The organism is Asticcacaulis benevestitus DSM 16100 = ATCC BAA-896 (assembly GCF_000376105.1).
Classification (GTDB): domain Bacteria; phylum Pseudomonadota; class Alphaproteobacteria; order Caulobacterales; family Caulobacteraceae; genus Asticcacaulis; species Asticcacaulis benevestitus.
Window position 1 is genome coordinate 308,687 of the sequence record NZ_AQWM01000001.1, and the last position, 23,547, is coordinate 332,233.

The window sequence follows — 23,547 nt, forward strand, 5'->3', positions numbered from 1 at the left end:
TGATGTCAGTGTTGAAAAAGAAGACGCTCTGGGCGGGGGCAATAGCGGCTTTGATGGCAGCGACATCCGCATTTGCACTTGATCCGGGCTATCGCGCGCCGGATGCCGACCACACCCTGGTGATCGATACCACCAAGGGGCAGGTCATTGTTGAACTGTATCCCGCCATGGCGCCGCTGAGCGCTGAGCGCCTGATTACCCTGACGCGCCAGAAATTCTATGACGGCCTGATCTTCCACCGCGTTATCGAAGACTTCATGGCTCAGACCGGTGATCCGCAAGGCACCGGCATGGGCGGTTCCACCTTGTCGAATGTCAAGGGTGAATTCACCATGCGCCATGACGCCAGCTTCCCGCTGACCGTGGCCGTGCGCCCCAAGGGCTCGCTGATCGGCTTTGTCGGCGCCCTGCCGGTGCAAAGCCAGGTCAATGAACTGATGCCGCTTTCCAACGACGGTAAGGTGATGGCCTGGGGCCTCTATTGTCAGGGCGTGCTCGGCATGGCGCGTGACAATTCGCCGGATTCGGCCAACAGCCAGTTCTTCCTGATGCGTGGTGCCAATGCGGCTCTTGAAAAGCGTTATACGCCGGTCGGCGCTATCATCTCCGGCCTCGATGTCGTGCGTAAGCTCAAGATCGGTGAACCGCCGGTCAATCCCGACAAGATGACGCGCGTGCGCATCTTGTCAGACATTCCGGAAGCCGAGCGTCCGCAGGTCGAGATCATGGATACGACCTCGCCACAGTTTCAGACCGTGCTTGAGGCCGTGCGTAAGGACAAGGGCGCGGATTTCTCGGCCTGTGACGTAACGATCCCGTCAAAGATCCTCAATGCCCCGGCCGTCGCCACCGCTGAAACGCCGGTGACCCCGCCCGCCAAGTAGGTTTCGACTGTTCTACGTCAAAAAGCGCGGGCCTGAGGGCCGGCGCTTTTTTTATGCCGGAACGTTGGCGGCGGCAGGTTTGGGGCCACGCCGGCGGCGACGGCGGGTTTTCTTTTTCGCCATCGAGAGCAGAAGACCTTCGCGCAGACCGCGATCGGCGACGCGCAGCCGCTGGCACGGCCACAGGCGCTGTACGGCCTCAAGGATAGCGGCGCCGGCCAGTACCAGATCGGCGCGATCCTTGCCGATGCATGGCTCAAGTTCGCGACCGGCATGGCCCAGATCGAGCAGGCGGGTAATGACAGTCTGGACTTGGTCATGGCTCATCCACAGGCCGTCAACCTTTGAGCGGTCGTAGCGCTCCAACTCCAGATGCATCCCCGCCAGTGACGTGATCGCGCCGGAGGTACCGACGATATAGGCCTCGCCGCAATCGAAATGAGCGCGGAGGGCTTCGGGCTCGGCGAAATCGCGTACCTTTAGACTGACCTCCTCGACCATGGCTTCAAACCAGGCCGAGGTATCGCCGGATACCGGTTCTGGGAAACGCTCGGCCAGATTGACGACACCGACTGGAATTGAAATCCAGTAGCGCGGCTTTGGCTGCCGGGGTGCCATGCGCAGGGCGTTATTCTGCGCCAGGGCCTGCGCTTCGGGCAGGGCGATCCTTGGGCTTGTATCGCCGACCGGCTCAGGGCTCAGTTCTACCCAGCTCAGTTCGGTCGAGCCGCCGCCGACATCCATCACGAGGGCGGCGCGTGCCAGAGGTCTGACCTCACGGCCATCGAGTAGCGAAGCGCAACCCAGAACGGACAGGTGCGCCTCTTCTTCGGGGCTGATAATGGCGAGCTTCAGACCGGTTTCGCGTTCTACGCGCTGGATAAACTCAAGCCCATTGGCGGCGATGCGGCAGGCTTGCGTTGCCACGGCGCGAATCCGGGTTACGCCGCGCTTCTCGATCTTTTCGGCGCAAATTTTCAACGCCTTCAGCGCGCGGTCCATGGCGCGTTCGTGCAATTCACCGGAATGCGCCAGGCCTTCGCCAAGACGGACGATTCGCGAAAAGGCCTCAACGATGCGAAATTGCGAATTATGCAGGGTGGCGATCATCAGGCGGCAATTGTTGGTGCCAAGATCGAGCGCAGCATACATAACCGCGGGCTCGCCACGCGGCGCCTGAGGAGCGTTACGCTGACCGCTGGCCGGTTGGCCGCGTCGGCGGTCTTTTGAGGGAGCCCGATACATGGCTCATACCCCGCTTGATCCGTGAAGTCCGTTTCAACACCATGTTGAAAGCCAAGGCCTTTTGGCTTTGACAGGTCTTCTTTCTCGCTCACCTTATGGCGCGGAATCGTCCATGCCAACCGCTAAATTACACGCCAGCCAGCTCTGGCAAGAAATCCACCTTAATCGTCTCTCGTGAAAATGCTGCGTATCTGACAACCAAGTGGGGAAGGGCGGTGCGTTTTTATATCGCTTCAGTCCATGATGGTGACATAAGAACGGAGGTTGCGAGTCGTACCATGCCAGACCATTCATCAGATCAGCGGTCAGCCAAGTTCGATATTGGACAGGTGGTCAAGCACAACCTGTTTGAATTCCGCGGCGTCGTGTTCGATGTCGATCCGGAGTTTTCCAACACCGAAGAATGGTGGCAGGCCATACCTGAAAGTGTGCGCCCAGAAAAGGATCAGCCCTTTTATCACCTGCTCGCCACCAATGGTGACAGTTGCTATGTGGCCTATGCCTCCGAAGGCAATTTGTGCGCAGACAATACAGGTCAGCCCCTTAGCCATCCGCAAACACGCCTGATCTTCGAGCGATTCGAAAATGGCCGTTATTTACCCAAGCAGCGCATGGCCAATTAATCGGCCACGGATTTCATGAGCCCGTTCAGTTCTGGTTCATGTCACGGTCATTAGTTTGGTGGATAAGGACATTATGTCCTCAGTATCTTCATGTAAATGTCACGCAAGTCTATGAAAAGACTTGGTGAGCGCGCTGGGACTCGAACCCAGGACCCTCTGATTAAAAGTCAGATGCTCTAGCCGGCTGAGCTACGCGCTCATGAAGAAAGTCAGACTTGACCCGCTCCGTAAAAGAGTGGATCAACGTGGGCTCTTCATAGAGGGGACTTTTCCTTTTCGCAAGCGCGAGGCGTTGAAATGGAAGCTTTTTTTTATGTATTGTTTTTTTATGGCCCGAATACGCTATAACGAGGCAAGACCGGACAGGGGCGCTTATGGTGCTTAGTCCATTGGTATCGAGGGGGCAGTAAGTGACGTCAACTAAGGCCGTAGAGATGAAGTTCCCAAGTGGAGTCTGGCTAATGCTGGCCGCAGGAATTTTGTTGTCCGGTTGCGCCTCCAAGCCCCACTACGATCCCAGGGGGTATCCCGATGATTCGCGCCGGGGAAATCCGGATGAGCGCGCCCGTTCTGACGATCATCGTGGTGTCCGCGCCAGCAACGAAGATCAGAGCAATAGCTGGGGTGATGCCGTCATGGCGCCGCTTGAAGATCTCAATCTGCGCAAGCAGGATATTCCCGAAATTCTGACCCAGGCTGTTACCAAGCCCTACGATCTGACGGGGCTTGATAATTGTACGGCGATCGCTGCGGAAGTGACGAAGTTGGATAGCCTGCTGGGTGCAGATTTCGATGAGCCGCCTCAGCCGGCTGATACCCGCACCTTGCGTGAAAAAGGCAGTGAAGCCGCAGGCGATATGGCGCGCGGTTCCGTGCGTAACGCCACGCGCGGCATCATCCCTTTCCGCGGGCTGGTACGTCAGGTGACGGGCGCCGAACGTCATCAGAAGGACATGGACCGTGCCATACAGGCGGGCAAGGTGCGTCGCGCCTATCTCAAAGGCGTGGGCATGAACAAGAATTGTGCGCCGCCGGCCGCACCATCATGGTTTGTTCCGCGCGTCTATACCGATACCCTCACGGATGGCACCAAGCCCAAGCCGATTCTTGTGCCGGAAAAGCCGCGCAAGCGTTCCAGCCGGAAGCATTAACCGTCCTTGGTTAGCCAGCGGCTGAGCAGATCGGCGCGTAAGATGTCAAACGTGCCGGTGGTAATGGCAGCGCGTATCCGAATCATCAGAGCCTGGAAGAAAGCAATATTGTGCCAGGACAACAGCATCTGGCCGAGAATTTCTTCCGATTTCACCAGATGGTGCAGATAGGCTTTGGAATAGTCGCGGCTGGCCGGGCAGTCGCTCGTCGCATCAAGCGGCGCGTCGTCCTCGGCGAAGCGGGCATTTTTCATATTGAGCGGTCCATCCCAGGTCCACACCTGACCATGACGTCCGGAGCGTGTTGGAAGGACGCAATCGAACATATCGACGCCGCGCGCCACGCCTTCGAGCAGGTCGATCGGTTTGCCGACCCCCATGAGGTAGCGCGGGCGTTCCCAAGGCAGGATAGGCGCGCAGAAATCGAGCGTATCACACATGGCTTTATGGCCTTCGCCCACGGCCAGACCGCCGATAGCATAGCCATCAAAGCCGATATCGAGCAAACGTTCGGTCGATTCCCGGCGCAGGTGCTCGAAGGTCGAGCCTTGCTGGATACCAAACAGCGCCTGGCCGTCGCGAGCGCCGAAGGCGGACTTTGAACGCACGCCCCAGCGCGCGGAAAGTTGCAGCGCCTGTTGGGCGCGCTTTTCGTCGGCCGGATAGGAGACGCATTCGTCGAGTTGCATTACGATATCTGAACCTAGCAGATCCGCCTGAATTTCGATGGACCTTTCCGGTGACAGGACGTGCTTAGAGCCGTCTATATGGCTTTGGAAAGTCACGGCGTCTTCTTTGACCTTGGAAATCTTGGACAGGCTCATGACCTGAAACCCGCCGCTGTCGGTCAGGATCGGGCCATCCCAGCCCATGAAATTATGCAGGCCGCCCAGACGCGATATCCGTTCGGCTGTCGGGCGCAGCATCAGGTGATAGGTGTTGCCGAGGATGATCTTGGCATTTGCCCGTTTCACCATGTCGAGCGTCAGCGCCTTGACGGTGGCGGCTGTGCCCACGGGCATAAAGATCGGCGTCGGGATGTCGCCGCGCGGCGTCTTCAGGACACCGGTACGCGCCTGACCTTGAGAGGCTTCAATTTTGAAGGGAAAAGTGCTCATCGTGATGTGTTACTCAACAGACTAGCGTCGCCATAGGAGAAGAAGCGATAGCCGGTCGCTATAGCATGGGCGTAGGCCTTTTTCATGGTCTCAGTACCGGCGAGGGCACAGACAAGCATGAAGAGGGTCGATTTTGGCAGGTGGAAATTGGTCATCAGCATATCGCACGAGCGCACCTTGACGCCCGGCGTGATGAATATAGCGGTTTCGGCTGCGAAGGGGTGGATGACGCCCGCGTCGTCACAGGCCGATTCCAGCAAACGTAATGACGTGGTGCCGACGCAGACAATGCGACCACCAGCCGCGCGTACCGCATTGATGCGGTCGGCGCTGGCCTGAGTGATCATGCCGAATTCGGCGTGCATGACGTGATCTTTGGTGTCATCGACCTTGACCGGTAGGAAGGTGCCGGCCCCCACGTGCAGGGTGATATGCTCGATGCCAACGCCCTTGGTGGTTAGCTTTTCCAACACGGCAGGCGTGAAATGCAGACCGGCGGTTGGGGCCGCCACAGAGCCTTCATCCCTGGCGAAGATCGTCTGATAGTCGCTCTTGTCCTGCTCATCTTCATGGCGCTTCGAGCGAATATAAGGGGGCAGGGGCATGCCTCCGACGATATGCAGGCGCTCCATCAGCTCTTGCGGACTGTGCTGAAAATCGAGCGTATACAGGCCATTGTCGTCCTTGGCGGACACATGGGCACGAAGTTCAGTGGCGTCACTTTTGAAAAGCAAGTCATCGCCAGGCTTGACCTTGCGGCCCGGTTTCAGAAAGGCTTGCCACTGTGCGGGGCCAGTGCTTTTGACCAGGGTCGCCTCGATCACTACCTGGCTATCCGGCCGGATGCGCAGGCCATCGAGTTGTGTCGGCAAAACGCGGGTGTCGTTGACGATCAGCAGGTCGCCGGCGCGCAGACAATCAGCGATATCACCAACGCGGCTATCGATCAGGGCACCGTCAGCTTCAACGCGCAGAAGTCTGGCGGCCTCACGCGGTTCCACGGGCCGCAGGGCGATGCGGTCATCGGGCAGGTCAAAGTCAAAATCGGAAATAAGCATGCGGTCTCAAAGCCGCAAAATACGCCAAGGTCAAGGATTATGTCGGCTGTACGACGGTAGCCGCCTTGCGCGCCTTGATCCAGTCTAGACCTTCGTCGAAGGTGTTGAAGTTTTCCAGGGTACGCTGCGGAAAAAGGGACTGAGTTATCGACAGGCGCGCCCGCACCAGAGGGTCATCGCTGATGATGGCGGTAAAGCCGCCAGCATCGCGTCCCTGCACAAGTTGATTCCAGCGTACACTGAGGTCTTCGATTTCCTTGCCCATGATCGTGCCTTCATAGCGACGCATGTCGAGGATGCTGTCATACTCCCAGACATTCGGCACATGAACGAGCTGCGACATCATGTTGCTGTTCACCTCATCGCCGTTCAACGTGCCGATGTAGCGGATATTCATGATCTTGAGTGTCTCGTCGAGCGATACGGTAATTCGTGAGCGGGTCATGGGTACAGTCCGGCTTAGACAGGATATCGGGCGGGAGGCCCATATCTTTTCTAGCACATGCGCCTTAAGGCTTAGTTGACGTAGGGTTACGCGCCGGCGTTGAACGCCTTATGCGACCTTGCGGATATCTTCGCCGGCCTTGATCCATTCCAGTCCTTCATCGAAAGTGTCGAAAATGGCGATGCTACGATTGGGCATGACATCGAGCATGGCTTTCAGATTAAACGTCAGGTCGGGATTGCCGCCGACCAGCGCCATGGTGCGACCGCTGTCGCGTCCCCGCGTAAAGGCGGTCCATTTTTCTGTAAGAAAGCTGAGATAATCGCGTGACAAATCCGCTTCATGGCGGCGGAAGTCAAAAAGGGCATTGAAAAGCCAGGGCGTTTCTACTGTGGCCAGTCGGTCGATCAGATCGGGCCCGGGGTCTTGATCACCGCGCAGGGAATGCAACCGGATAATCAGGATCATATTGGCGCGGTCAACCGTGACCGAATACCGCGAACGCTTCTGCATATGCTTACTCTACACTTCGGGTTACTAAACCATAGAGTGCGCGAAACGTTTTAACATAACCTTAAGTGAGTGGTTTAATACCCGTACCTACACGGGGTCATTCTCATGAATGACCCCGTAAAGCTTTGATGTGACTTAGATGTCGGCCGCGACCTTCATGGTCACGATCTTGCCGGGGGCGCGCGGCGGCTCACCCTTGGGCAGAGCGTCGACGTTTTCCATGCCCTCGGTGACCTGACCCCAGACAGTGTACTGATTGTCGAGGAAGCGGGCCTCATCGAACACGATGAAGAACTGGCTGTCGGCCGAATCCGGGTTTTGCGAGCGGGCCATCGAGCAGATTCCGCGGACGTGAGGCTCCTTGTTGAACTCGGCCTTGATCTTCTTGCCGGAACCGCCAAAGCCCTGGCCCTGAGGATCGCCGCCCTGGGCCATGAAGCCGGGGATGACGCGGTGGAAAACGATGCCGTCGTAAAAACCTTCGCGCGCCAGTTCCTTGATGCGGGCAACATGGTTCGGCGCCAGATCCGGGCGCAGCTTGATGGTGACGGGGCCGGTATCGAGCGTCAGGATCAGGGTATTTTCGAGGTCTTCGGACATGATGTCTCCTTTGACAGTAAATTTGTGGTCCTGACATAGGGGCTCGTCAGGGCAATTGCAAAATAAAATCTAGGCGGTGCACTCGGCGGGTTTCTTTTCTTCCGGGCCATACATGGCGCAGGAACGGTCGATCTCATCCTGAATCATGTCGCAAGGATTGCTGGTATTGCAGGGCGGGTGCGTGGCGGGAGATACCATGATGCAGCGCTTAACCAGGCGATCAGCGGCAACCTTGCCGATGTCCGACAAACAGGTGCCATCTGTCGCGGCCGACGATGGCGCCAGTTCCTCCGTCAGGTTCGTAACCGATTTCGACGAAGACGCGACGGATACGGCCTGAGTACTTTCGGCGCCGGCGCCGGCGCCGGCGCTGGTGTCGCTGGCGGGCGGTTTGGCGGGGGAGCAGGCGGCAAGACTAAGCGAGGCGGCCAGCAGGGCGGGGGCAAGACGCATGAACGCGTTCCTTCTGTTTTGGCGCCTTTTAGCAGCTACGGCTGTAAAGAAAAAATAGTTTCCGCAAACGCGGCAAAAACCAGTATAGACGCGCCATGAGTGATCAACCTGAAGATAAAGAGCCGCGCCGTAAGATGGTCAAGGCGCCGACCGGCGGCAACCTGTCCGGCCGTTCGAAAGGCCACACAGCCGTCAAGACGGCGAAGTTTCGCACACAATCCTCCGCCAAGTGGTTGGAGCGCCAACTGAACGACCCCTATGTCCAGCAGGCCAAGGCCGAGGGCTGGCGGTCGCGTGCGGCTTTCAAGCTGATCGAAATCGATGAGCGCTTCAACCTGTTGCACAAGGGCGCCAAGGTTATCGATCTGGGCTGTGCGCCTGGCGGTTGGGTGCAGGTTGCGATCAAACGCGGCGCATCGCATGTGGTCGGTGTCGATCTGCTGCCGGTCGATCCGGTGCCCGGCGCCGATCTGCTGGAAGCCGACTTCACCGATCCGGCCATTGGTCCGCAACTGATGGACCTGATGGGCGGCAAGCCGGACGTCATCCTTTCCGATCTTGCGCACAACACGGTGGGCCACAAGCAGACGGACCACCTCAAGATCATGGGGCTGCTGGAAATGGCCGGCGATTTTGCGCTCGATAACCTCAAGCCCGGTGGCGCTTTTATCGCCAAGGCGTTTCAGGGTGGCGAGACCGAGCATCTGTTGCTCAAGCTCAAGGTGACCTTCGAGACGGTGAAGCACTTCAAGCCGAAGTCCAGCCGTGTCGGTTCAAGCGAAATCTATATAGTGGCGATAGGATTCAAGGGCTGATCCTTCCTTATTGCCGCTTTATAACTGTGAGGATAGGCTGCGGCCATTATGGAGGGGATGAGTATGAAAAAGCTGATTGCCGCGGTTTTCGTCGTTGCGCTGGTGTTTTTAGCAATCTGGACCGTGCCCTACTGGACGCATGGTTCCCGCGAAGTGATCGTCACCGGTGTTGACCACAAGATTCTCAGGCAAGGCGACAAGGTGAAGGATGTTTATCTCGTCTTCACCACCGACGAAACCTACAAGAATGTCGATAGTCCGGCTTATCTGAAATTCAACTCATCTGATATTCAGGGCAAACTTATCCAGACCGGCCGGTTCAAAATTTCCTATTACAGTTTCCGCATGCCGATTTTCTCGATGTACAAGAACATCACCAAGGCTGAGAAGGTCGATTAGTCAGCGGGCGCCTTTATTTTCGGACTTACGAAGGTTATAAAGGTTTTGCTCCGGACGAGATGCGCCGTACCCGGTCAAGACAAGACGACGCTTTAGTTTGTATCGCGAACGCTGGAGCGCATTGTCATGCCGTCATTTATCTCCCTGCCGTGGATCTACCTGATCGTCGCCGGGTTGTTTGAAATCTGTTGGGCCATTGGTCTCAAATACAGCGCCGGTTTCACCAAACCTGTGCCGTCCCTCTTTACCCTCGTTACCCTGGCGCTCAGCATGGTGCTGCTGTCGAAAGCCGCCAGCACCTTACCGATCGGCACGGCCTATGCGGTTTGGGTCGGTATTGGAGCACTTGGCGCGGCGGTGATGGGCATATTCCTGTTTCATGAGGCGGTGACGCCGCTGCGCATCCTGTTTTTGGTCATGCTGCTCAGTTCTATTATCGGCCTGAAGGCGACGGCGGGTTAGGCGCGTGATCGCTGCTTAAGCTTTGAAACAATTATTTTGCATCAACCTCTTTACCTCAAGGCCGGTTTCCCATAGGTACAAACCGCAAAATGGAGAGTCCCTTATGGATATACGCGAAGGCTTAACCTTCGACGACGTTTTGCTGGAACCCGGTCCCTCGGACGTGGTGCCCACTCAAGTCGATACGAAAACGAAATTCACCAAAACCATCAGCCTGAACATCCCGTTGGTCTCTTCGGCCATGGATACGGTCACTGAGGCACGCCTCGCGGTTGCCATGGCGCAGGCCGGCGGCATGGGTATTGTCCACCGCAATATGACCAATGAAGAACAGGCTGAGGAAATCCGCAATGTGAAGCGGTTTGAGTCGGGTATGGTCATCAACCCGATTGTCATCTATCCCGACACCAAGCTGGCCGAGGTTCGCGAGATCATCGCCCGCAAGCATATTTCCGGCTTCCCGGTGGTCGAGCGCGAAACCAACAAGCTGGTCGGCATCCTGACCAACCGCGACATTCGCTTCGAAGGCGAGGGCTCCAAGTCAGCCGCCGAGGTCATGACGACGGAAAACCTGATCACCGTGCGCGAAGGCGAAGGCCAGGCGCGCGCCCGTGAACTGATGGCCAAGCATCGCATCGAGCGCATCATCGTCGTCAATGACGCCTATGCCTGCGTCGGTCTGATCACCGTCAAGGACATGGAAAAGCAGCAGGCCTATCCTCTGGCCGCCAAGGACGCTGCCGGACGCCTGCTCGTTGGTGGCGCTTCCACGGTCGGCGATGCCGGCTTTGAACGCTCGATGGCGCTGGTCGAAGCCGGCGCAGATGTCATCGTCATTGATACGGCCCATGGTCACAGCATTCTGGTGTCGCAAGCGGTGCAACGCCTGCGCAAGGAAGCCAACAAGGTTCAGATCGTCGCCGGTAACGTTGCCACCTATGACGCCACCCGCTCCCTGATCGATGCCGGCGCCGACGCCGTCAAGGTCGGTATCGGGCCTGGCTCCATCTGCACCACGCGTATCGTTGCCGGCGTCGGTGTGCCGCAACTGACCGCTATCATCGACAGCGTGCGGGCTGCGGCCGGCACAGGCGTGCCGATCATCGCTGACGGCGGCATAAAGTTCTCCGGCGATCTGGCCAAGGCTATCGCGGCGGGCGCCTCTTCGGCCATGCTCGGTTCGATGTTCGCCGGCACCGAAGAAGCACCGGGTGAGGTCATCCTCTATCAGGGTCGTTCCTACAAATCCTATCGCGGCATGGGGTCCGTCGGGGCCATGGCTTCGGGTTCGGCCGATCGCTATTTCCAGAAGGAAGTGCGCGACACCATGAAACTGGTGCCGGAAGGTATCGAGGGCCAGGTGCCGTTCAAAGGACCGATCGCTCCAGTCGTCCACCAGCTCGTCGGCGGGCTTCGCGCCTCCATGGGCTATGTCGGTGCACCTACCATCGAAGAGTTCCAGAAGCGCGCGCGTTTCGTGCGCATCACCGGCGCCGGCCTGCGCGAAAGCCACGTTCATGACGTGATGATCACGCGGGAATCACCCAACTACCGCCAATAGCTATGCCGCCAGACCAGTAACTAAAGGGAGAAGTGTATGACTTACGAACTATGGGTACTGGTCTGGGCCGCTATTCTGGGGCTGGTTCAGGTGGGCCTGCCGCCGATTGCGGCCATGTCGCGCAAGGGCTACGCCAAATGGAACGCCGGCCCGCGTGATACGGATTTCGACACAGGACCCATGGCGGGACGCCTTAACCGCGCCTTCGCCAACTTCATGGAAACCTTTGCTTTCTTTGCGGTTATCGTGCTTGCACTCGCCTTTCTTGGCAAGTCAAGCCAGGTGTCGATCTGGGGCGCTCAGGTTTATCTGGCGGCCCGCATCGTCTATATTCCGCTCTATGCGTTCGGCGTCGTTGGCGTCCGTTCGTTGGCTTGGATTGTTTCGCTCATCGCCATTCTCATGTGCCTCTATACCCTGTTTGTTTAAGGATCTGATTTGACCCCCGCTGCCCGACTTCAAGCCGCCGCCGATATCCTCGATCAACTTTCGGGAACCCGTGCGACTGTCGAAGCCGTTCTGAAACAGTGGGGGCAGGTCAATCGTTACGCCGGATCGAAAGACCGTCGGGCCATTGCCGATCGCGTCTATCGCTGCCTGCGCGCCAAGCAACGCCTCTTGTGGGCTATGGAACTGACTGAGAAATCACCAGCGCAAGGGCGTGCACTGGTTCTGGCGTCGCTATCGCTGATCGACGCCATGCCGATCGAAGACATCGAGAGTTTTTTTTGTGGTGAAGGCTATGGGCCCAAACCCCTGACCGCACATGAACGCGAACGCCTGGCGGTGGGCGAGGGCGAGGCGCCTGCCTGGGTCACCACCGGCCTGCCGGAGTTTGTTGTTTCGCGCTTCGAGCAGCAATTCGGTAAGGCATGGAGCGCCGAGGCCACCGCCCTGATGATGCCGCGCGCGCCGATCGATCTGCGCGTCAATAGCGCCAAGGCAAACCGTGCGGATATGATGGCGGCACTTGAAGCTGAAGGGTTGTCGCCCGAAGCAACACCGTTCTCGAAATACGGCGTCCGCCTGAGAGCAGAGCCGCCGCCCAATCTCGTCAAGCTCGATATCTACCAAAGCGGTCAGGTTGAAATTCAGGACGAGGGCTCACAACTCGCGGCCTTTATCGCCGGTGCCGGTCTTTTGCCCGGGGCCGCTAAGGTGGTCGATTTCTGTGCTGGCGGTGGCGGTAAAACGCTGGCGCTTGCCCAGATGATGGACGGGAATGGTGAGATTTACGCCTGTGATGTCGTGGAAAAACGCCTCAAAGCCATTGAGCCGCGCCTGATCCGTGCCGGCGCTACCGCACATTTTATCCACTTCTTCGATCCCGACGATGTCGTCCAGCTCGAAGTGCTGAAAGGCGCCGATCTGGTTCTGGTCGATGCGCCATGCTCCGGTTCCGGCACCTGGCGTCGCCATCCCGAAGATGCGCATCGTCTCGACGAGGCCAAGATCGAAGGTCTGCATACCTTGCAAACCCAAATTCTCGACCGTGCCGCACAATGCGTGAAGGTGGGCGGGCGTCTCGTCTATGTCACCTGCTCGGTGCTGGATGATGAAAACGTCCAGACCGCCGACGCTTTCGAAGCGATGCATCCCAATTACGACGCCCTGCCGATCCATACCCTGTTGGAAAACAGCACGCTCTATATCGATCACGCGGCGCGCCTGAACAAACTGGCCAAAACCGGCCATCGCCTATCGCTCACACCCCATACCACTCAGACCGACGGCTTCTTTATCGCCGCCTACACACGGACCCAATAATCATGGCTTCGCTCACTCCCGAGTCTTCCCGGCACGAAACGCTTCTCATTATCGATTTCGGCTCACAGGTCACCCAACTGATCGCGCGCCGCGTCCGCGAATGCGGCGTCTATTGCGAAATCCATCCCTTCACCAAGGCCGACGAGGCGATTGCACGGCTTAAGCCGAAAGCTGTCATCCTGTCGGGTTCGCCGCACAGCGTCATCGATGAAGGTCCGCGGATCGACGCCAAACTGTTCGACATGGGCGTGCCGGTCTTCGGCATCTGCTATGGCGAGCAACTGATGTGCGAACTGCTGGGCGGCAAGGTCGAAAGTGGCCATGACCGCGAGTTCGGCCGCGCCGAGATTACCGTCAAGGGCCAGTCGCCGATCTTCAAGGGCCTCGATCAGGTCGAGACGGTGTGGATGAGCCACGGTGACCGCGTCACCGCCATTCCGCAAGGCTTCGAGGTCATCGCCACATCGGAAGGCGCGCCCTATGCCGCCATCGCCGATGAAAAGCGCAAGTTCTACGCTGTGCAGTTCCACCCGGAAGTGGTGCATACCAAGCGCGGCACCGATATGATCCGCAACTTCCTGTTCGAGATCGCTGGCTTCTCGGGTGACTGGTCGATGTCGGCCTTCCGTGAGGAAATGGTCGCCAAGATCCGCGCCCAGGTCGGGACCGGCAAGGTGATCTGCGGTCTGTCCGGCGGGGTTGACTCTTCGGTCGCCGCCATCCTGATCCACGAAGCGATCGGTGAGCAACTGACCTGCGTGTTCGTTGATACCGGCCTGCTGCGTAAGAACGAAGGCGAACAGGTCGTGTCGCTGTTCCGCAACCACTACAATATCCCGCTGATCCATGTGCAGGCGCAAGACATGTTCCTCGGTGCGCTGGCGGGTGAATCCGATCCCGAAAAGAAGCGCAAGACGATCGGCAAGCTGTTCATTGACGTCTTCGATAAAGAGGCTGGCAAGATCGACGGCGCCGAATTCCTGGCCCAGGGCACGCTCTATCCGGACGTTGTGGAGAGCATCTCACCCCACGGCGGGCCTTCGACGGTCATCAAGTCGCACCACAATGTCGGCGGTTTGCCCGACTATATGAAGTTGAAGCTGGTCGAGCCGTTGCGCGAACTCTTCAAGGATGAAGTGCGGGCGCTTGGCCGTGAGCTGGGTCTCGACGCCGCTTTTGTCGGGCGGCATCCGTTCCCGGGGCCGGGCCTGGCCATCCGCATTCCGGGCGAAGTGACGCCGGAGAAGGTCAAGACGCTTCAGGACGCCGACGCCATCTACCTCGATGAAATCCGCAAGGCGGGTCTCTACAATGACATTTGGCAGGCTTTTGCCGTGCTGCTGCCGGTCAAGACGGTCGGCGTCATGGGCGATGCCCGCACCTATGAAGACGTGCTGGCCCTGCGCGCCGTCACCTCGTCCGACGGCATGACGGCCGATTTCTATGAGTTCCCGTGGGCCGTGCTTGGCCGATGCGCCACCCGCATCGTCAACGAAGTCCGCGGCGTCAACCGCGTGGTTTATGACGTCACCTCGAAGCCGCCTGGCACCATCGAGTGGGAATAACCAGGCTGCAGACCCATACGACATCGAACGGACCCTCAATGCTGACCCTTTATGGTATTCCCAACTGCGACACGGTGAAAAAGGCACGCGACTGGCTCGACGCCAATCGCGTCGCCTACGCCTTTCATAACTTCAAGACGGACGGCATTGACGAAGTGCATCTGAAGATCTGGTGCGCAAAGGTGGGTTGGGAAAAGATACTCAACTGGTCGAGTACAACCTTCAAGGCCTTGCCGGACGCAGACAAGCACAATCTGAATCAGGAAGATGCCATTGCTCTGATGATCGAGCAGCCGTCGATGATCAAGCGGCCTGTTTTCGAGAAGGACGACATCCTGATTGTTGGTTTCAAGCCCGATTTGATCGACCCCAAAACCCTTCGCTAGTTTATCCGCGTCCAGATTTCGGTGCGGCAGATACGGCCGCCCAGGATACATTCGCGGGTGAGCAGTTTGCCGCCATCGAGCGTGACGGTGCCGGGGTAGGTCTTGCCGTCGTCGGGATTGGAGGCGTAGCCCTTCCAACTCGTGGCGGTTTCGCGTTTCAGGTCATGAAACACGGTGTCGCCGATATGCGCCTTGCTTTTGGTGTCCGGTTTGCTCCAGACCAGCTTGCCGCACACGCCGTCAGGGCACGGTGCGAAGGTGACGCGCTCACGGCCATCGGAACGTTGCCATGTACCGCTAAGGTCAGCGGCCAGTGCCATGGTCGGCGATAGCCACAAGGCTGTCAGGGTAAGGGATAGGATTAAGCGCATCGACGCCCCCGCGAGATAAGATGGCCACGATAGCCTGTCTTGCTGTAGGTTCCGTTAATCGCCGATGGTGTCGTGCGCGCCGGCATCTCCCTTGCGCCAATAGCCCGACGCCCTGATCCATTGCGGACGGGCGCCATGGTCCTCAATCAGATGCGTGCGGATGAGTTTCGCCTGCGAACTTTCACACGCCACCCAGATGTGGACGTCGTTCTGCGGTAGGTGCAGGCCTCTCAAGGCTTCGAGCAGGCTGTTATTCTGTGTCGCCTGACGATAAACCCAGTGAACGCGCAGATCGGCGTGGGTATTGAAGTGCAGGCGGTCATCGAGGCTATCGACCTCAGCCACAACACAGACCGGCGTGCCGGCGGGCATCTCTTCGAGCCTGCGGGCGATGGCGGGCAGGGCCGTATCATCACCGATCATGACATAGCCATCGAAGGTCTGCGGGATCAGCGTCGAGCCGCGCGGGCCGCCAATAGTGAGAAGGTCGCCGACCCTGGCGTTCATCGCCCATAGGCTCGCCGGACCGGCATCATGCAGAGCGAACTCGATATCGAGCGTCTGGGATTTGGCATCAAACTGGCGTGGGGTGTAGTCGCGCATCACCGGTTTGGGGTCCTCAGGCACCGCACCCATGACGGGCAGGGTCAGGATACCGGTTTCCGGATCGGGAAAGAACAGCTTGACGTGATCATCGAAGCCCAGCGACTGGAAGCCGTCGAAATCGCCATGGAGACCTATGCGGATCAGGTGAGGGGTGAGTTGGCGTACACCCGTCACCGTCAGTTCCCGCAGACGCGTTTCATAGCGGACACGTGTTATCGAACGCCCATCGATATGCGTATCCATGGCTATAACCTTTCGATCTTTTTGGCGACCTCGTCGATCAGGTCGACGATGGCTTCGATCTCTACCTTACCCATGGGCTTCATGCCGCGCGCCTTGAGCGAGGCCTTGAGATTGCCCATGGCGCGGAAGAGCGGGCTGTAATCGCCGTGTTCGCTGGTCTGGCCATCCATCTGGCTGAACAGTTCGGTGACGGCGGCAGCCTTGTCTTCAAGAAATGCCTTACCGGCGTCGGTGATCTGGGCCGATTTGCGGCCGTCTTCGCCCGGGGTGATGGTGATGAAACCTTCGTCTTCCAGCCAGCTCAGTGTGGGGTAGATTACGCCGGGGGAAGGGCTGTAGGCGCCGTTGAACCGTTCTTCGATCGCCTTGATCAGTTCGTAGCCGTGGCTGGGTTTTTCGTCGATGAGCTTAAGCAGAACCAGACGCAAACCGCCGTGACCAAAGCCCATTCTGCCACGGCTCAGGCCATCGCGGCCGCCGCGCATGCCGCGGAAACGCTCCAAAAAAGCTTCGCGTCCGCCGCTGAAGCCGCGACCAAAGCCGTCACGATGGCTGAAATTGCGGTCAGGCTGAGCGCCGTGTCCGCGATGATGAAAAAAGCCTCGCACGCGAGTCTCCTATAATTAGAGTGTAATGAGATATATCGAATGTTGGCCTATTTGCGAGTTGATTGCAAGCGCCTTCCTTTCGATGCTATTCAGATATATCTAAATTGCATCTAATTCAAGGTGGCTACGAAATTATTTTGATTACGGAAACTTAATGCGAAACACTGCATCCAAAGGGTGGGTCTCGCGCCTCTTATAAACAAAGGGCCAGTTCAGACTGGGCCGCAACCTTACACAGGAGTGTATTATGGATTGGGATAGCGCTACAGGCCTTATCGCCGTCATCATGATTTTTGGCATGCCGGTCTTTGTCGTCGGCATCATCTTTTTCTTCATCTACCGCAGCCGTCAGGAAACGCAGAAGACCCTGCGCATGGCGATTGAGAAGAGCGACAGTCTGCCACCCGAATTTCTCGACACGCTGAAAAGCCTGCAAAAGAAGCCTAAGACGCCCGCCAATGACATTCGTACAGGTCTTATCCTGATCGCCATTGCGTTGGGGATTGTGGTGTGGAATTTCCTTGATAACGGCTACACGGTTGACGAAATGTCAGGCTTGGCTGCCATTCCGGGCTTCATTGGCGTCGCGCTGCTTGTTTTGGGCCTGATCGGCAATCGCAAGCAATAAGTCGATAGCGGCAACCCGGAGCAAACTGAACCATGGCCCTGGCCAGCGACAAGCCTGACCTGACGCGACAATCGGATGTTGACCTCGTGCGCCTGAGCACGGCGGGTGACAAGCCGGCGTTTGCCGAACTGGTGCGCCGCCATGGCAGCGGTTTGCGTATCCATCTGCGCCGCATGGGGGCGCAGGGCGCCGATGCCGACGACATGGCGCAGGAGGCCTTTATGAGCGCCTACGAGCACTTGACCGAGTATCGTTTCGACGGCCCCTTTACCGGCTGGCTCAAGCGGATCGCCTCTAGGCGTTACCTTCGCAAGGTGCGCAACAACAAGAAGTACGTGCTGACCGATGATATCGGCGCTTATGAGCCCGAGCCTATCGCCCACGAAGGTGAATTTCGCGCCCACAATCTCGATGCGGCCTTAAATCGCCTTAAACCTGTGGAACGACTGTGCGTCACGCTCAATTTCAGCGGCGACCTGTCCCATCAGGACATAGCCGATGAACTTAAAATTCCGCTTGGTACAGTGAAAAGTCATATCCGGCGTGCGCTGGATCAGTTGAAGATTATCCTGAGCGTGAAGCCCGCTCCCGTACTGGAAACAGGAACATGAGTGATTTGAATTTGAAAGACGACGATATCGGCGATCTGTTCGCCGCTGCGCCGGTTTACGACGACTCCGAGGTTTTTCAGGCGCGCGTGATGCGGGGCTTGCGTTTTAACCTGTGGCTGCGTCAGGGAGTGGTCGTGCTCGCCGGCTTTGTCGGCGGGCTCTATGCTCTGGCACAATTCATCCATATGCCAAATTGGGCCGGAGGCGAGGGCGGCTCTGCCCCAAAGGTCGCCACGGTGACGCTGACAAAAGCCGCAACTGAAACCGACGAAACCTTGCGCGCCGGCGTCGAATTTTTCGATGGCATGGGGAAATCGGCCATGAGCCTGATTGAATCGTCGGCACGATACCTCAACCTTATGCAGACCCCGTTCTTTTTCTGGGTCAGTTTTTCCCTATGTTTAGCCTGTCTGGCGTTGTATTACGCCTACTCCCAGGAGGAGACGATCTGACACGTCTCCAAAAGACATGAGTGAATACCTTGAGCAGCCAAGCCGGTCCCGCCCGTACCAAACGCATAACCGCACCTGATATCATGAGCCGCAAGGGCCAGACTCCGTTGGTCTGCCTGACGGCCTACACCACGCCCACCGCACGGATCATGGACCCGCATTGCGATATTTTGCTGGTTGGCGACAGTCTCGGCATGGTGATCCACGGTCTCCCCAACACTATCGGCGTCACCATGGAAATGATGATTCTGCATGGACAGGCGGTCATGCGCGGATCGGAGACCGCCTTCGTGGTCATCGACATGCCGTTCGGCTCCTATGAGGCCAGTCCTGAGCAGGCCTTCGCCAACGCCGTGCGCCTGCTGAAAGAAACCGGGGCGCAAGCCGTCAAGCTGGAAAGCGGGCCGACGGTCGCTGAGACAATCCGCTACCTGACCGAACGTGGCATCGCCGTCATGGGCCATGTCGGGTTGCGGCCGCAAGCGGTCAATGTCGAGGGCGGTTTCAAGGCCAAGGGCCGCACGCAGGCCGAGCGCGACAAGGTGATCAAGGAAGCGCAAGATAGCGAAGCCGCCGGTGCCTTCGCTATCGTCGTTGAGGGCGTGGCGGCCGATCTGGCCGACGAGGTGACCCGTCTGGTCAGTATTCCCACCATCGGTATCGGCGCCTCCAATACCTGCGATGGCCAGGTGCTGGTGACCGATGACATGCTTGGCCTGTTCGACTGGACGCCTAAATTCGTCAGACACTATGCCGACCTGCGCACCCAGATCAGCACAGCGGTTGAAACTTATGCGAAAGATGTCAGGGATCGTAGCTTCCCTGCCCCACAAGAGACATATTTTGCTAAATAAGTAGGGTGGCGGAATTTGATTTTGGGGGAAGCCTGAGCCATGGTGCTGTATCCGGTTGCGTTAACCCTGGCCAAAGGCTAGGTTCGCGCCGAATTGGAAGCGCCTGTGCGCCTTAACAGGACGGCGCTTCTCCCTGAATATTTGGATATGAGGATTCGCTGTGAGCGATATTTTTGACGAAACAGAAGAAACCCTGCGCGCCGACAAATGGGCGACCATCGTCAAAAAAGGCTGGCCCTGGGTGGCTGGCGTTCTTGGCGCGGCCCTGATCATCGCGCTCGGCTTCTGGGGTTATGAAAGCTGGCAGGCCGGCGTGGCCGCCAAGGCGTCGGAATCTTACGGCACTGCCATCGAGTCGATGGTCAAGGGCGACAAGGGCGTGGCCAAGACGGGCTTTGAAGCCACTGTGAAGGCTGGTCATCCGGTCTACAAGGCCATGGCCCTGCAACAACTGGCTGGTATCGCTCTCGAAGAAAACAACACCGCCGAAGCGATCAAGGATCTCGATCTGGCCGCAAGCGCCTCCAAGGTGCCCAACATCTCCGATGGCGCCGCTCTCAAGGCTGCCTTGCTGGAAATGGACGCGAAGCCTTTCGCCGACATTGAAAAGCGCCTGACGCCCCTGACCAAGGAAGGCCGTCCTTACGCCGCCATGGCCAAGGAAGCCCTCGCCATGGCCAAGCTACAGGCCGGCGACGTCAAGGGTGCCCGCAATGATCTGCAGGTCCTGTCGGTGACGCTCGGCACGCCCGATGGCGTCAAGCAGCGCGCGAGCGCCTTCGTGGCCGCCATTGATTCGGGCGCGATCGCCACCGCTCAGGCGATGATGAAGCAACCGGAAGCCGCCATGCCGGTGATGCCGCAAATTCAGGGCGCGCCGCAAATGCAACAAACGCCCGCGCAATAGGCTGCGCTTTACCTCTCCGGCCCTGCGGGTCATATTGATATCTTGATTATGGAAAACGCGCTTATGAACTCGTCGAAGGTCCACGCCAAAGGTTTCGGGTCCAAGGTTTCCGGGCTGAAGGCCGCCAGTCTTCTCGCCCTGACCGCGGCGATCTCATTGAGCGGCTGCGCTACGGTCGAGAAGGTCAACCCCTTCAAAAATCGTAACAGCGATCAGGGGGCCGTGGCCTCCCAAGGCCAGCGCATTTCCATCGTTGCCTTCGATCAGAAGCTGACACCGTCTAAGAGCCTCAAGGGCATTGGCTACTATCTGCCGGAGCCGGCTGCCGTGGCCATCTGGCCGGTAGCAGGCGGGCCTGACACGCTGGTTCAGAATGCTGACGCTGCCAAAAACTTCAAAGTGGCGTGGACCAAGTCGATCGGTGCGGCCAGCAAGGGCGGTAATCAGGTTCTGGCCCAGCCGGTATCTGATGGTCAGACCATCTACACGCTCGATGCCGAAGCCCGCGTTTCGGCCTTTGAGGTTGCCACCGGCCGTCAGGTGTGGAGCGTCGATCTCAACCCCAAGAACAAGCGCGATAAGACGGCCTTCGGTGGCGGCTTGGCGCTTTCCGACGGCAAGCTTTATGTGACCTCCGGTTTCCGCTTCGTAGAAGCGCTCGATGCCACGACCGGTGCGGAAATCTGGAAGAAGGACGTCGACACGCAGATTCATGCGGCGCCGACGGTGAATGCTACACATATCTTCGCGACCGATGTCGACAACCAGGTGTTTGCTTTTGACCGCACGACCGGTGAAATGGCCTGGACGTATCAGGCCATCGCTGAGCCGGCGCGTCTGCAAAAATCTTCGACGCCGCTGGTGTCCGGCGATATCGTCTACACGCCTTTCTCGTCCGGTGAGCTGGTGGCCCTGAGCACGGCGACGGGCGATCCGGTTTGGCAGCAGGTGCTGGCGCAATCAAACCGCACCAATGCCCTGTCGGAAATCCGCGATATCTCCGGCCGTCCGGTGCTTTATAACGGCGTGGTATTTGCCGCCAGTCACTCCGGTGTCTTCCAGGCGATGGACGCGAAGACAGGCGTGCCGAAATGGAAGGTCGATACTGATAGCGTCAACACCCCCTGGGTGGCTGGCGACGTCGTGTTCCTGGTCAGCCTGCAAGGTGAGCTTTTGTGTGTCAGCCGTGAAAGCGGCCAGATCTATTGGATCAAGGACATGAACGCCGGCATTCAGAAGACCAAGAAGGGCTTCTTCGGCCTGGGTCGTGAAAAGACCGTCGGCAAGCTGCCGCTTTGGTCAGGGCCTTTCATGGCGTCCAACCGTCTCGTGATGGTCAATTCGTTGGGTGAGGCTGTGGCCTTTGATCCGAAGACCGGCGAGCGCCAGGAAACGATCAAGCTGGGCGATGCCGCCTATATCGCGCCGATCGCCGTGGGTGACAAACTGTTCGTCGTGACCAACGATGCCAAGCTGGTGGCCATCCACTAAAAGGATGGCTACTCACTAAAGTGTGGCAATTCAGGCATTTTTCGCTATAAGGCGGCCATGCCTTTAAAAATTGCCATTGTCGGCCGCCCGAATGTCGGCAAATCGACCCTGTTTAATCGCCTCGCAGGCAAGAAGCTAGCCATCGTTGATGACCAGCCTGGTGTCACGCGTGACCGCCGCTATGCCACGGGCCGCATCGGTGACATCGATCTTGAATTGATCGACACCGCCGGTTTTGAAGATCTTGCCGATCTCAGTCTCGAAGCGCGTATGCGTTTACAGACCGAAAAAGCCATCGAAGAGGCCGATGTCGCCTTCTTCGTGGTTGATTCGCGTGAAGGCGTTACGCCGCTCGACCGTATCTTCGCGCAGATCCTGCGCATGAAGGATACGCCGGTTCTGCTGATCGCCAACAAGGCTGAAGGCAAGGCCGGTATGTCCGGTGCCGCTGAAGCCTATCAGCTTGGCTTTGGCGAACCGCTGCACCTTTCCGCCGAACATGGCGAAGGTATCGGCGAGCTATATGATGAAGTCGAGAAGTTCCGTCAGCGCTTTGAAGGCGACTGGGTCGTTGATGAAGACGAATCGGAAGATGAGGACGACGAGACCAAGCCGATCCGTATCGCCATTATCGGCCGTCCGAACGCTGGTAAATCGACTCTGATCAACAAGCTGCTCGGCGAAGACCGTCTGCTGGTTGGCCCTGAGGCCGGGATCACGCGCGATTCGATCAGCGTGGACTGGGAATATGAAGGCCGCACGATTCGGCTGGTCGATACGGCGGGCTTGCGCCGTAAGGCGCGTGTGCAGGAGAAGCTGGAAAAGCTATCCACCAGCGATACCATTCGCGCCATCACCTTCGCCGAAGTCGTCGTGCTGGTCATGGATGAGGCCAATGCCTTTGAAGTCCAGGATCTGCAAATCGCCGATCTGGTCGAACGCGAGGGCCGGGGGCTTGTCTACGCCGTTTCCAAGTGGGATCTGGTGGAGAACCCGCAATCGCGCCTGACCGAAATTCTTGAGGTGTCCGAGCGCATGTTGCCGCAATTGCGCGGCACGCCTCTGGTGACGCTCTCTGGCGCCACAGGCAAGGGGCTGGAACGCCTGATGCCGGCTGTGCTCAAGACCTATCGTAACTGGTCGGCCAAGATCAAGACGCGCGATCTCAACGACTGGCTGGCCTTGGCGATCCAGAGGCATCCGCCCCCCGCGGTCAGCGGCAAGCGCATCAAGCCAAAATACATGGCTCAGACCAAGGGGCGTCCGCCCACGTTCGTGCTGTTCGCTGCGCGTTCTTACGCCATGCCGGATCACTACACGCGCTATCTTATCAATAGCTTGCGTGAATCTTTTGACATGCCGGGTGTGCCTATCCGTCTGACCGTCAAGGCGAACTCGACCAGCAATCCGTTTGTCGATGGCGATACGTCCGATGGTGGCAAGCCGGCCGGTTTCAAGCGGGTCCGTGCCCAGCCGAAGTTCAAGCCCGGTGAGAAGCCGGCGCACCCTAATCGTGTCCGTCAAAAAGCCAAGGGGACCGTGGCAGCGGCACCGAAAGTCGCCGTGAAAACGCGTACAGAGGTCAGCAAGGCCAAGGCAGTCAAGGCGCGGGCCATGGGGCCGAGCACCAAGCCGGGCGCCGCAGGGCCGGGCGGTCGTGTCCGTGGTGCGCCCCCGGCGCGTGGCAAGCCGACGCCTAAAAAGAAGTAAAAAAAACCTCCCCGGTATGCC

Annotated in this window: 28 protein-coding genes, 1 tRNA gene and 1 riboswitch; of the genes, 18 read left to right on the forward strand and 11 right to left on the reverse strand. The window is 58.4% G+C overall.

The window, feature by feature from the left end:
* Window positions 1–2 precede the first annotated feature (2 nt).
* Window positions 3–884, forward strand: coding sequence for a peptidylprolyl isomerase (locus tag B060_RS23700; protein WP_155847734.1), 882 nt, complete (start codon window positions 3–5; stop codon window positions 882–884).
* A gap of 51 nt (window positions 885–935) precedes the next feature.
* On the opposite strand, the gene B060_RS0101535 is transcribed toward B060_RS23700, so the two are convergent.
* Window positions 936–2,129: a Ppx/GppA phosphatase family protein gene (locus B060_RS0101535; RefSeq protein WP_026172504.1), complete on the reverse strand. Its 1,194-nt coding sequence runs from the start codon at window positions 2,127–2,129 to the stop codon at window positions 936–938.
* Window positions 2,130–2,407: 278 nt separating this feature from the next.
* Here B060_RS0101535 and hspQ point away from each other — a divergent pair, with 278 nt between their 5' ends.
* Window positions 2,408–2,752, forward strand: coding sequence for a heat shock protein HspQ (gene hspQ / locus B060_RS0101540; RefSeq protein ID WP_018079986.1), 345 nt, complete (start codon window positions 2,408–2,410; stop codon window positions 2,750–2,752).
* A gap of 122 nt (window positions 2,753–2,874) precedes the next feature.
* Here the strand turns inward: hspQ and B060_RS0101545 are convergent.
* Window positions 2,875–2,951, reverse strand: a tRNA-Lys gene (locus B060_RS0101545).
* 211 nt (window positions 2,952–3,162) lie between these two features.
* On the opposite strand from B060_RS0101545, the gene B060_RS23705 reads away from it, so the two are divergent.
* Complete coding sequence (locus B060_RS23705; protein WP_155847735.1) at window positions 3,163–3,903, forward strand: hypothetical protein; 741 nt, start codon at window positions 3,163–3,165, stop codon at window positions 3,901–3,903.
* Here the strand turns inward: B060_RS23705 and tgt are convergent.
* From tgt to B060_RS23715, 6 genes are all read right to left on the reverse strand, one after another.
* A complete protein-coding gene (gene tgt, locus B060_RS0101555; protein ID WP_018079988.1) occupies window positions 3,900–5,021 on the reverse strand; it encodes a tRNA guanosine(34) transglycosylase Tgt in 1,122 nt (373 codons plus the stop codon). The two genes, B060_RS23705 and tgt, sit on opposite strands and share 4 nt — an antisense overlap.
* Entirely contained in the window at window positions 5,018–6,079 is a 1,062-nt protein-coding gene (gene queA, locus B060_RS0101560) for a tRNA preQ1(34) S-adenosylmethionine ribosyltransferase-isomerase QueA (RefSeq protein ID WP_018079989.1), read from the reverse strand. Before queA ends, tgt begins: the two co-directional genes overlap by 4 nt.
* Before the next feature lie 37 nt (window positions 6,080–6,116).
* Entirely contained in the window at window positions 6,117–6,524 is a 408-nt protein-coding gene (locus B060_RS23710; RefSeq protein ID WP_023447335.1) for a hypothetical protein, read from the reverse strand.
* A gap of 108 nt (window positions 6,525–6,632) precedes the next feature.
* Window positions 6,633–7,037 carry a hypothetical protein gene (locus B060_RS0101570; protein ID WP_018079991.1) on the reverse strand — a complete coding sequence of 135 codons (405 nt, stop codon included), beginning with the start codon at window positions 7,035–7,037 and terminating at the stop codon, window positions 6,633–6,635.
* A gap of 135 nt (window positions 7,038–7,172) precedes the next feature.
* On the reverse strand, window positions 7,173–7,637 hold the full coding sequence (locus tag B060_RS0101575; RefSeq protein WP_018079992.1) for a peptidylprolyl isomerase: 465 nt from the start codon (window positions 7,635–7,637) through the stop codon (window positions 7,173–7,175).
* 69 nt (window positions 7,638–7,706) lie between these two features.
* Window positions 7,707–8,090 carry a hypothetical protein gene (locus tag B060_RS23715; RefSeq protein WP_018079993.1) on the reverse strand — a complete coding sequence of 128 codons (384 nt, stop codon included), beginning with the start codon at window positions 8,088–8,090 and terminating at the stop codon, window positions 7,707–7,709.
* A gap of 95 nt (window positions 8,091–8,185) precedes the next feature.
* Between B060_RS23715 and B060_RS0101585 the strand changes: the two genes are divergently transcribed.
* The 8 genes from B060_RS0101585 (at window position 8,186) to B060_RS0101620 (ending at window position 15,045) form a co-directional block, all read left to right on the forward strand.
* Complete coding sequence (locus B060_RS0101585) at window positions 8,186–8,905, forward strand: RlmE family RNA methyltransferase (RefSeq protein WP_018079994.1); 720 nt, start codon at window positions 8,186–8,188, stop codon at window positions 8,903–8,905.
* Between the two features lie 63 nt (window positions 8,906–8,968).
* Window positions 8,969–9,304, forward strand: a complete 336-nt coding sequence (locus B060_RS0101590) for a DUF1523 family protein (RefSeq protein ID WP_018079995.1) — start codon at window positions 8,969–8,971, stop codon at window positions 9,302–9,304.
* Window positions 9,305–9,336: 32 nt separating this feature from the next.
* A riboswitch (guanidine-III (ykkC-III) riboswitch) is annotated at window positions 9,337–9,398 on the forward strand.
* Window positions 9,399–9,430: 32 nt separating this feature from the next.
* Window positions 9,431–9,766, forward strand: coding sequence for a DMT family transporter (locus B060_RS0101595; RefSeq protein WP_018079996.1), 336 nt, complete (start codon window positions 9,431–9,433; stop codon window positions 9,764–9,766).
* Between the two features lie 103 nt (window positions 9,767–9,869).
* A complete protein-coding gene (guaB, locus tag B060_RS0101600; RefSeq protein ID WP_018079997.1) occupies window positions 9,870–11,327 on the forward strand; it encodes an IMP dehydrogenase in 1,458 nt (485 codons plus the stop codon).
* A gap of 36 nt (window positions 11,328–11,363) precedes the next feature.
* On the forward strand, window positions 11,364–11,756 hold the full coding sequence (locus B060_RS0101605; protein WP_018079998.1) for an MAPEG family protein: 393 nt from the start codon (window positions 11,364–11,366) through the stop codon (window positions 11,754–11,756).
* 9 nt (window positions 11,757–11,765) lie between these two features.
* Window positions 11,766–13,094: an RsmB/NOP family class I SAM-dependent RNA methyltransferase gene (locus B060_RS0101610; protein WP_018079999.1), complete on the forward strand. Its 1,329-nt coding sequence runs from the start codon at window positions 11,766–11,768 to the stop codon at window positions 13,092–13,094.
* A 2-nt stretch (window positions 13,095–13,096) separates the two neighbouring features.
* Window positions 13,097–14,659 carry a glutamine-hydrolyzing GMP synthase gene (gene guaA / locus B060_RS0101615; protein WP_018080000.1) on the forward strand — a complete coding sequence of 521 codons (1,563 nt, stop codon included), beginning with the start codon at window positions 13,097–13,099 and terminating at the stop codon, window positions 14,657–14,659.
* A gap of 38 nt (window positions 14,660–14,697) precedes the next feature.
* Window positions 14,698–15,045 carry an arsenate reductase gene (locus tag B060_RS0101620; RefSeq protein WP_018080001.1) on the forward strand — a complete coding sequence of 116 codons (348 nt, stop codon included), beginning with the start codon at window positions 14,698–14,700 and terminating at the stop codon, window positions 15,043–15,045.
* Here the strand turns inward: B060_RS0101620 and B060_RS0101625 are convergent.
* The 3 genes from B060_RS0101625 to B060_RS0101635 are packed head-to-tail and all read right to left on the reverse strand — an operon-like array spanning window position 15,042 to window position 16,873.
* Window positions 15,042–15,416 (reverse strand): DUF2147 domain-containing protein, encoded by a 375-nt coding sequence (locus B060_RS0101625; RefSeq protein WP_018080002.1) that lies wholly within the window; start codon window positions 15,414–15,416, stop codon window positions 15,042–15,044. The genes B060_RS0101620 and B060_RS0101625 overlap by 4 nt on opposite strands.
* Before the next feature lie 54 nt (window positions 15,417–15,470).
* Window positions 15,471–16,265 carry a siderophore-interacting protein gene (locus B060_RS0101630; RefSeq protein ID WP_018080003.1) on the reverse strand — a complete coding sequence of 265 codons (795 nt, stop codon included), beginning with the start codon at window positions 16,263–16,265 and terminating at the stop codon, window positions 15,471–15,473.
* A 2-nt stretch (window positions 16,266–16,267) separates the two neighbouring features.
* Window positions 16,268–16,873 (reverse strand): PadR family transcriptional regulator, encoded by a 606-nt coding sequence (locus B060_RS0101635; RefSeq protein ID WP_023447254.1) that lies wholly within the window; start codon window positions 16,871–16,873, stop codon window positions 16,268–16,270.
* Window positions 16,874–17,120: 247 nt separating this feature from the next.
* On the opposite strand from B060_RS0101635, the gene B060_RS0101645 reads away from it, so the two are divergent.
* The 7 genes from B060_RS0101645 to der all read left to right on the forward strand — a co-directional run bounded on the left by B060_RS0101645 (window position 17,121) and on the right by der (window position 23,526).
* Window positions 17,121–17,501 carry a DUF6249 domain-containing protein gene (locus B060_RS0101645; protein WP_018080006.1) on the forward strand — a complete coding sequence of 127 codons (381 nt, stop codon included), beginning with the start codon at window positions 17,121–17,123 and terminating at the stop codon, window positions 17,499–17,501.
* A 32-nt stretch (window positions 17,502–17,533) separates the two neighbouring features.
* Entirely contained in the window at window positions 17,534–18,112 is a 579-nt protein-coding gene (locus B060_RS0101650) for an RNA polymerase sigma factor (protein WP_018080007.1), read from the forward strand.
* A gap of 11 nt (window positions 18,113–18,123) precedes the next feature.
* Window positions 18,124–18,564: a hypothetical protein gene (locus tag B060_RS0101655; protein WP_155847546.1), complete on the forward strand. Its 441-nt coding sequence runs from the start codon at window positions 18,124–18,126 to the stop codon at window positions 18,562–18,564.
* A 20-nt stretch (window positions 18,565–18,584) separates the two neighbouring features.
* Entirely contained in the window at window positions 18,585–19,418 is an 834-nt protein-coding gene (panB, locus tag B060_RS0101660; RefSeq protein WP_018080009.1) for a 3-methyl-2-oxobutanoate hydroxymethyltransferase, read from the forward strand.
* A gap of 160 nt (window positions 19,419–19,578) precedes the next feature.
* Window positions 19,579–20,325: a tetratricopeptide repeat protein gene (locus B060_RS0101665; RefSeq protein WP_018080010.1), complete on the forward strand. Its 747-nt coding sequence runs from the start codon at window positions 19,579–19,581 to the stop codon at window positions 20,323–20,325.
* Window positions 20,326–20,373: 48 nt separating this feature from the next.
* A complete protein-coding gene (locus B060_RS0101670) occupies window positions 20,374–21,816 on the forward strand; it encodes a PQQ-like beta-propeller repeat protein (protein WP_018080011.1) in 1,443 nt (480 codons plus the stop codon).
* 57 nt (window positions 21,817–21,873) lie between these two features.
* Complete coding sequence (der, locus tag B060_RS0101675) at window positions 21,874–23,526, forward strand: ribosome biogenesis GTPase Der (RefSeq protein WP_018080012.1); 1,653 nt, start codon at window positions 21,874–21,876, stop codon at window positions 23,524–23,526.
* Window positions 23,527–23,547: the final 21 nt, after the last annotated feature.

Excerpts from the sequence above, each read along its gene's own strand:
- B060_RS0101630 (WP_018080003.1), bottom strand. The coding sequence starts at position 16,265 with ATGGATACGCATATCGATGGGCGTTCGATAACACGTGTCCGCTATGAA.
- hspQ (WP_018079986.1), top strand. The coding sequence starts at position 2,408 with ATGCCAGACCATTCATCAGATCAGCGGTCAGCCAAGTTCGATATTGGA.
- B060_RS23710 (WP_023447335.1), bottom strand. The coding sequence starts at position 6,524 with ATGACCCGCTCACGAATTACCGTATCGCTCGACGAGACACTCAAGATC.
- tgt (WP_018079988.1), bottom strand. The coding sequence starts at position 5,021 with ATGAGCACTTTTCCCTTCAAAATTGAAGCCTCTCAAGGTCAGGCGCGT.
- der (WP_018080012.1), top strand. The coding sequence starts at position 21,874 with ATGCCTTTAAAAATTGCCATTGTCGGCCGCCCGAATGTCGGCAAATCG.
- B060_RS0101645 (WP_018080006.1), top strand. The coding sequence starts at position 17,121 with ATGGATTGGGATAGCGCTACAGGCCTTATCGCCGTCATCATGATTTTT.
- guaB (WP_018079997.1), top strand. The coding sequence starts at position 9,870 with ATGGATATACGCGAAGGCTTAACCTTCGACGACGTTTTGCTGGAACCC.
- B060_RS23700 (WP_155847734.1), top strand. The coding sequence starts at position 3 with ATGTCAGTGTTGAAAAAGAAGACGCTCTGGGCGGGGGCAATAGCGGCT.
- B060_RS0101570 (WP_018079991.1), bottom strand. The coding sequence starts at position 7,037 with ATGCAGAAGCGTTCGCGGTATTCGGTCACGGTTGACCGCGCCAATATG.
- guaA (WP_018080000.1), top strand. The coding sequence starts at position 13,097 with ATGGCTTCGCTCACTCCCGAGTCTTCCCGGCACGAAACGCTTCTCATT.
- queA (WP_018079989.1), bottom strand. The coding sequence starts at position 6,079 with ATGCTTATTTCCGATTTTGACTTTGACCTGCCCGATGACCGCATCGCC.
- B060_RS0101670 (WP_018080011.1), top strand. The coding sequence starts at position 20,374 with ATGGAAAACGCGCTTATGAACTCGTCGAAGGTCCACGCCAAAGGTTTC.
- B060_RS0101590 (WP_018079995.1), top strand. The coding sequence starts at position 8,969 with ATGAAAAAGCTGATTGCCGCGGTTTTCGTCGTTGCGCTGGTGTTTTTA.
- B060_RS0101535 (WP_026172504.1), bottom strand. The coding sequence starts at position 2,129 with ATGTATCGGGCTCCCTCAAAAGACCGCCGACGCGGCCAACCGGCCAGC.
- B060_RS0101605 (WP_018079998.1), top strand. The coding sequence starts at position 11,364 with ATGACTTACGAACTATGGGTACTGGTCTGGGCCGCTATTCTGGGGCTG.
- B060_RS0101575 (WP_018079992.1), bottom strand. The coding sequence starts at position 7,637 with ATGTCCGAAGACCTCGAAAATACCCTGATCCTGACGCTCGATACCGGC.
- B060_RS0101625 (WP_018080002.1), bottom strand. The coding sequence starts at position 15,416 with ATGCGCTTAATCCTATCCCTTACCCTGACAGCCTTGTGGCTATCGCCG.
- B060_RS23715 (WP_018079993.1), bottom strand. The coding sequence starts at position 8,090 with ATGCGTCTTGCCCCCGCCCTGCTGGCCGCCTCGCTTAGTCTTGCCGCC.
- B060_RS0101595 (WP_018079996.1), top strand. The coding sequence starts at position 9,431 with ATGCCGTCATTTATCTCCCTGCCGTGGATCTACCTGATCGTCGCCGGG.
- B060_RS0101650 (WP_018080007.1), top strand. The coding sequence starts at position 17,534 with ATGGCCCTGGCCAGCGACAAGCCTGACCTGACGCGACAATCGGATGTT.
- B060_RS0101620 (WP_018080001.1), top strand. The coding sequence starts at position 14,698 with ATGCTGACCCTTTATGGTATTCCCAACTGCGACACGGTGAAAAAGGCA.
- B060_RS0101585 (WP_018079994.1), top strand. The coding sequence starts at position 8,186 with ATGAGTGATCAACCTGAAGATAAAGAGCCGCGCCGTAAGATGGTCAAG.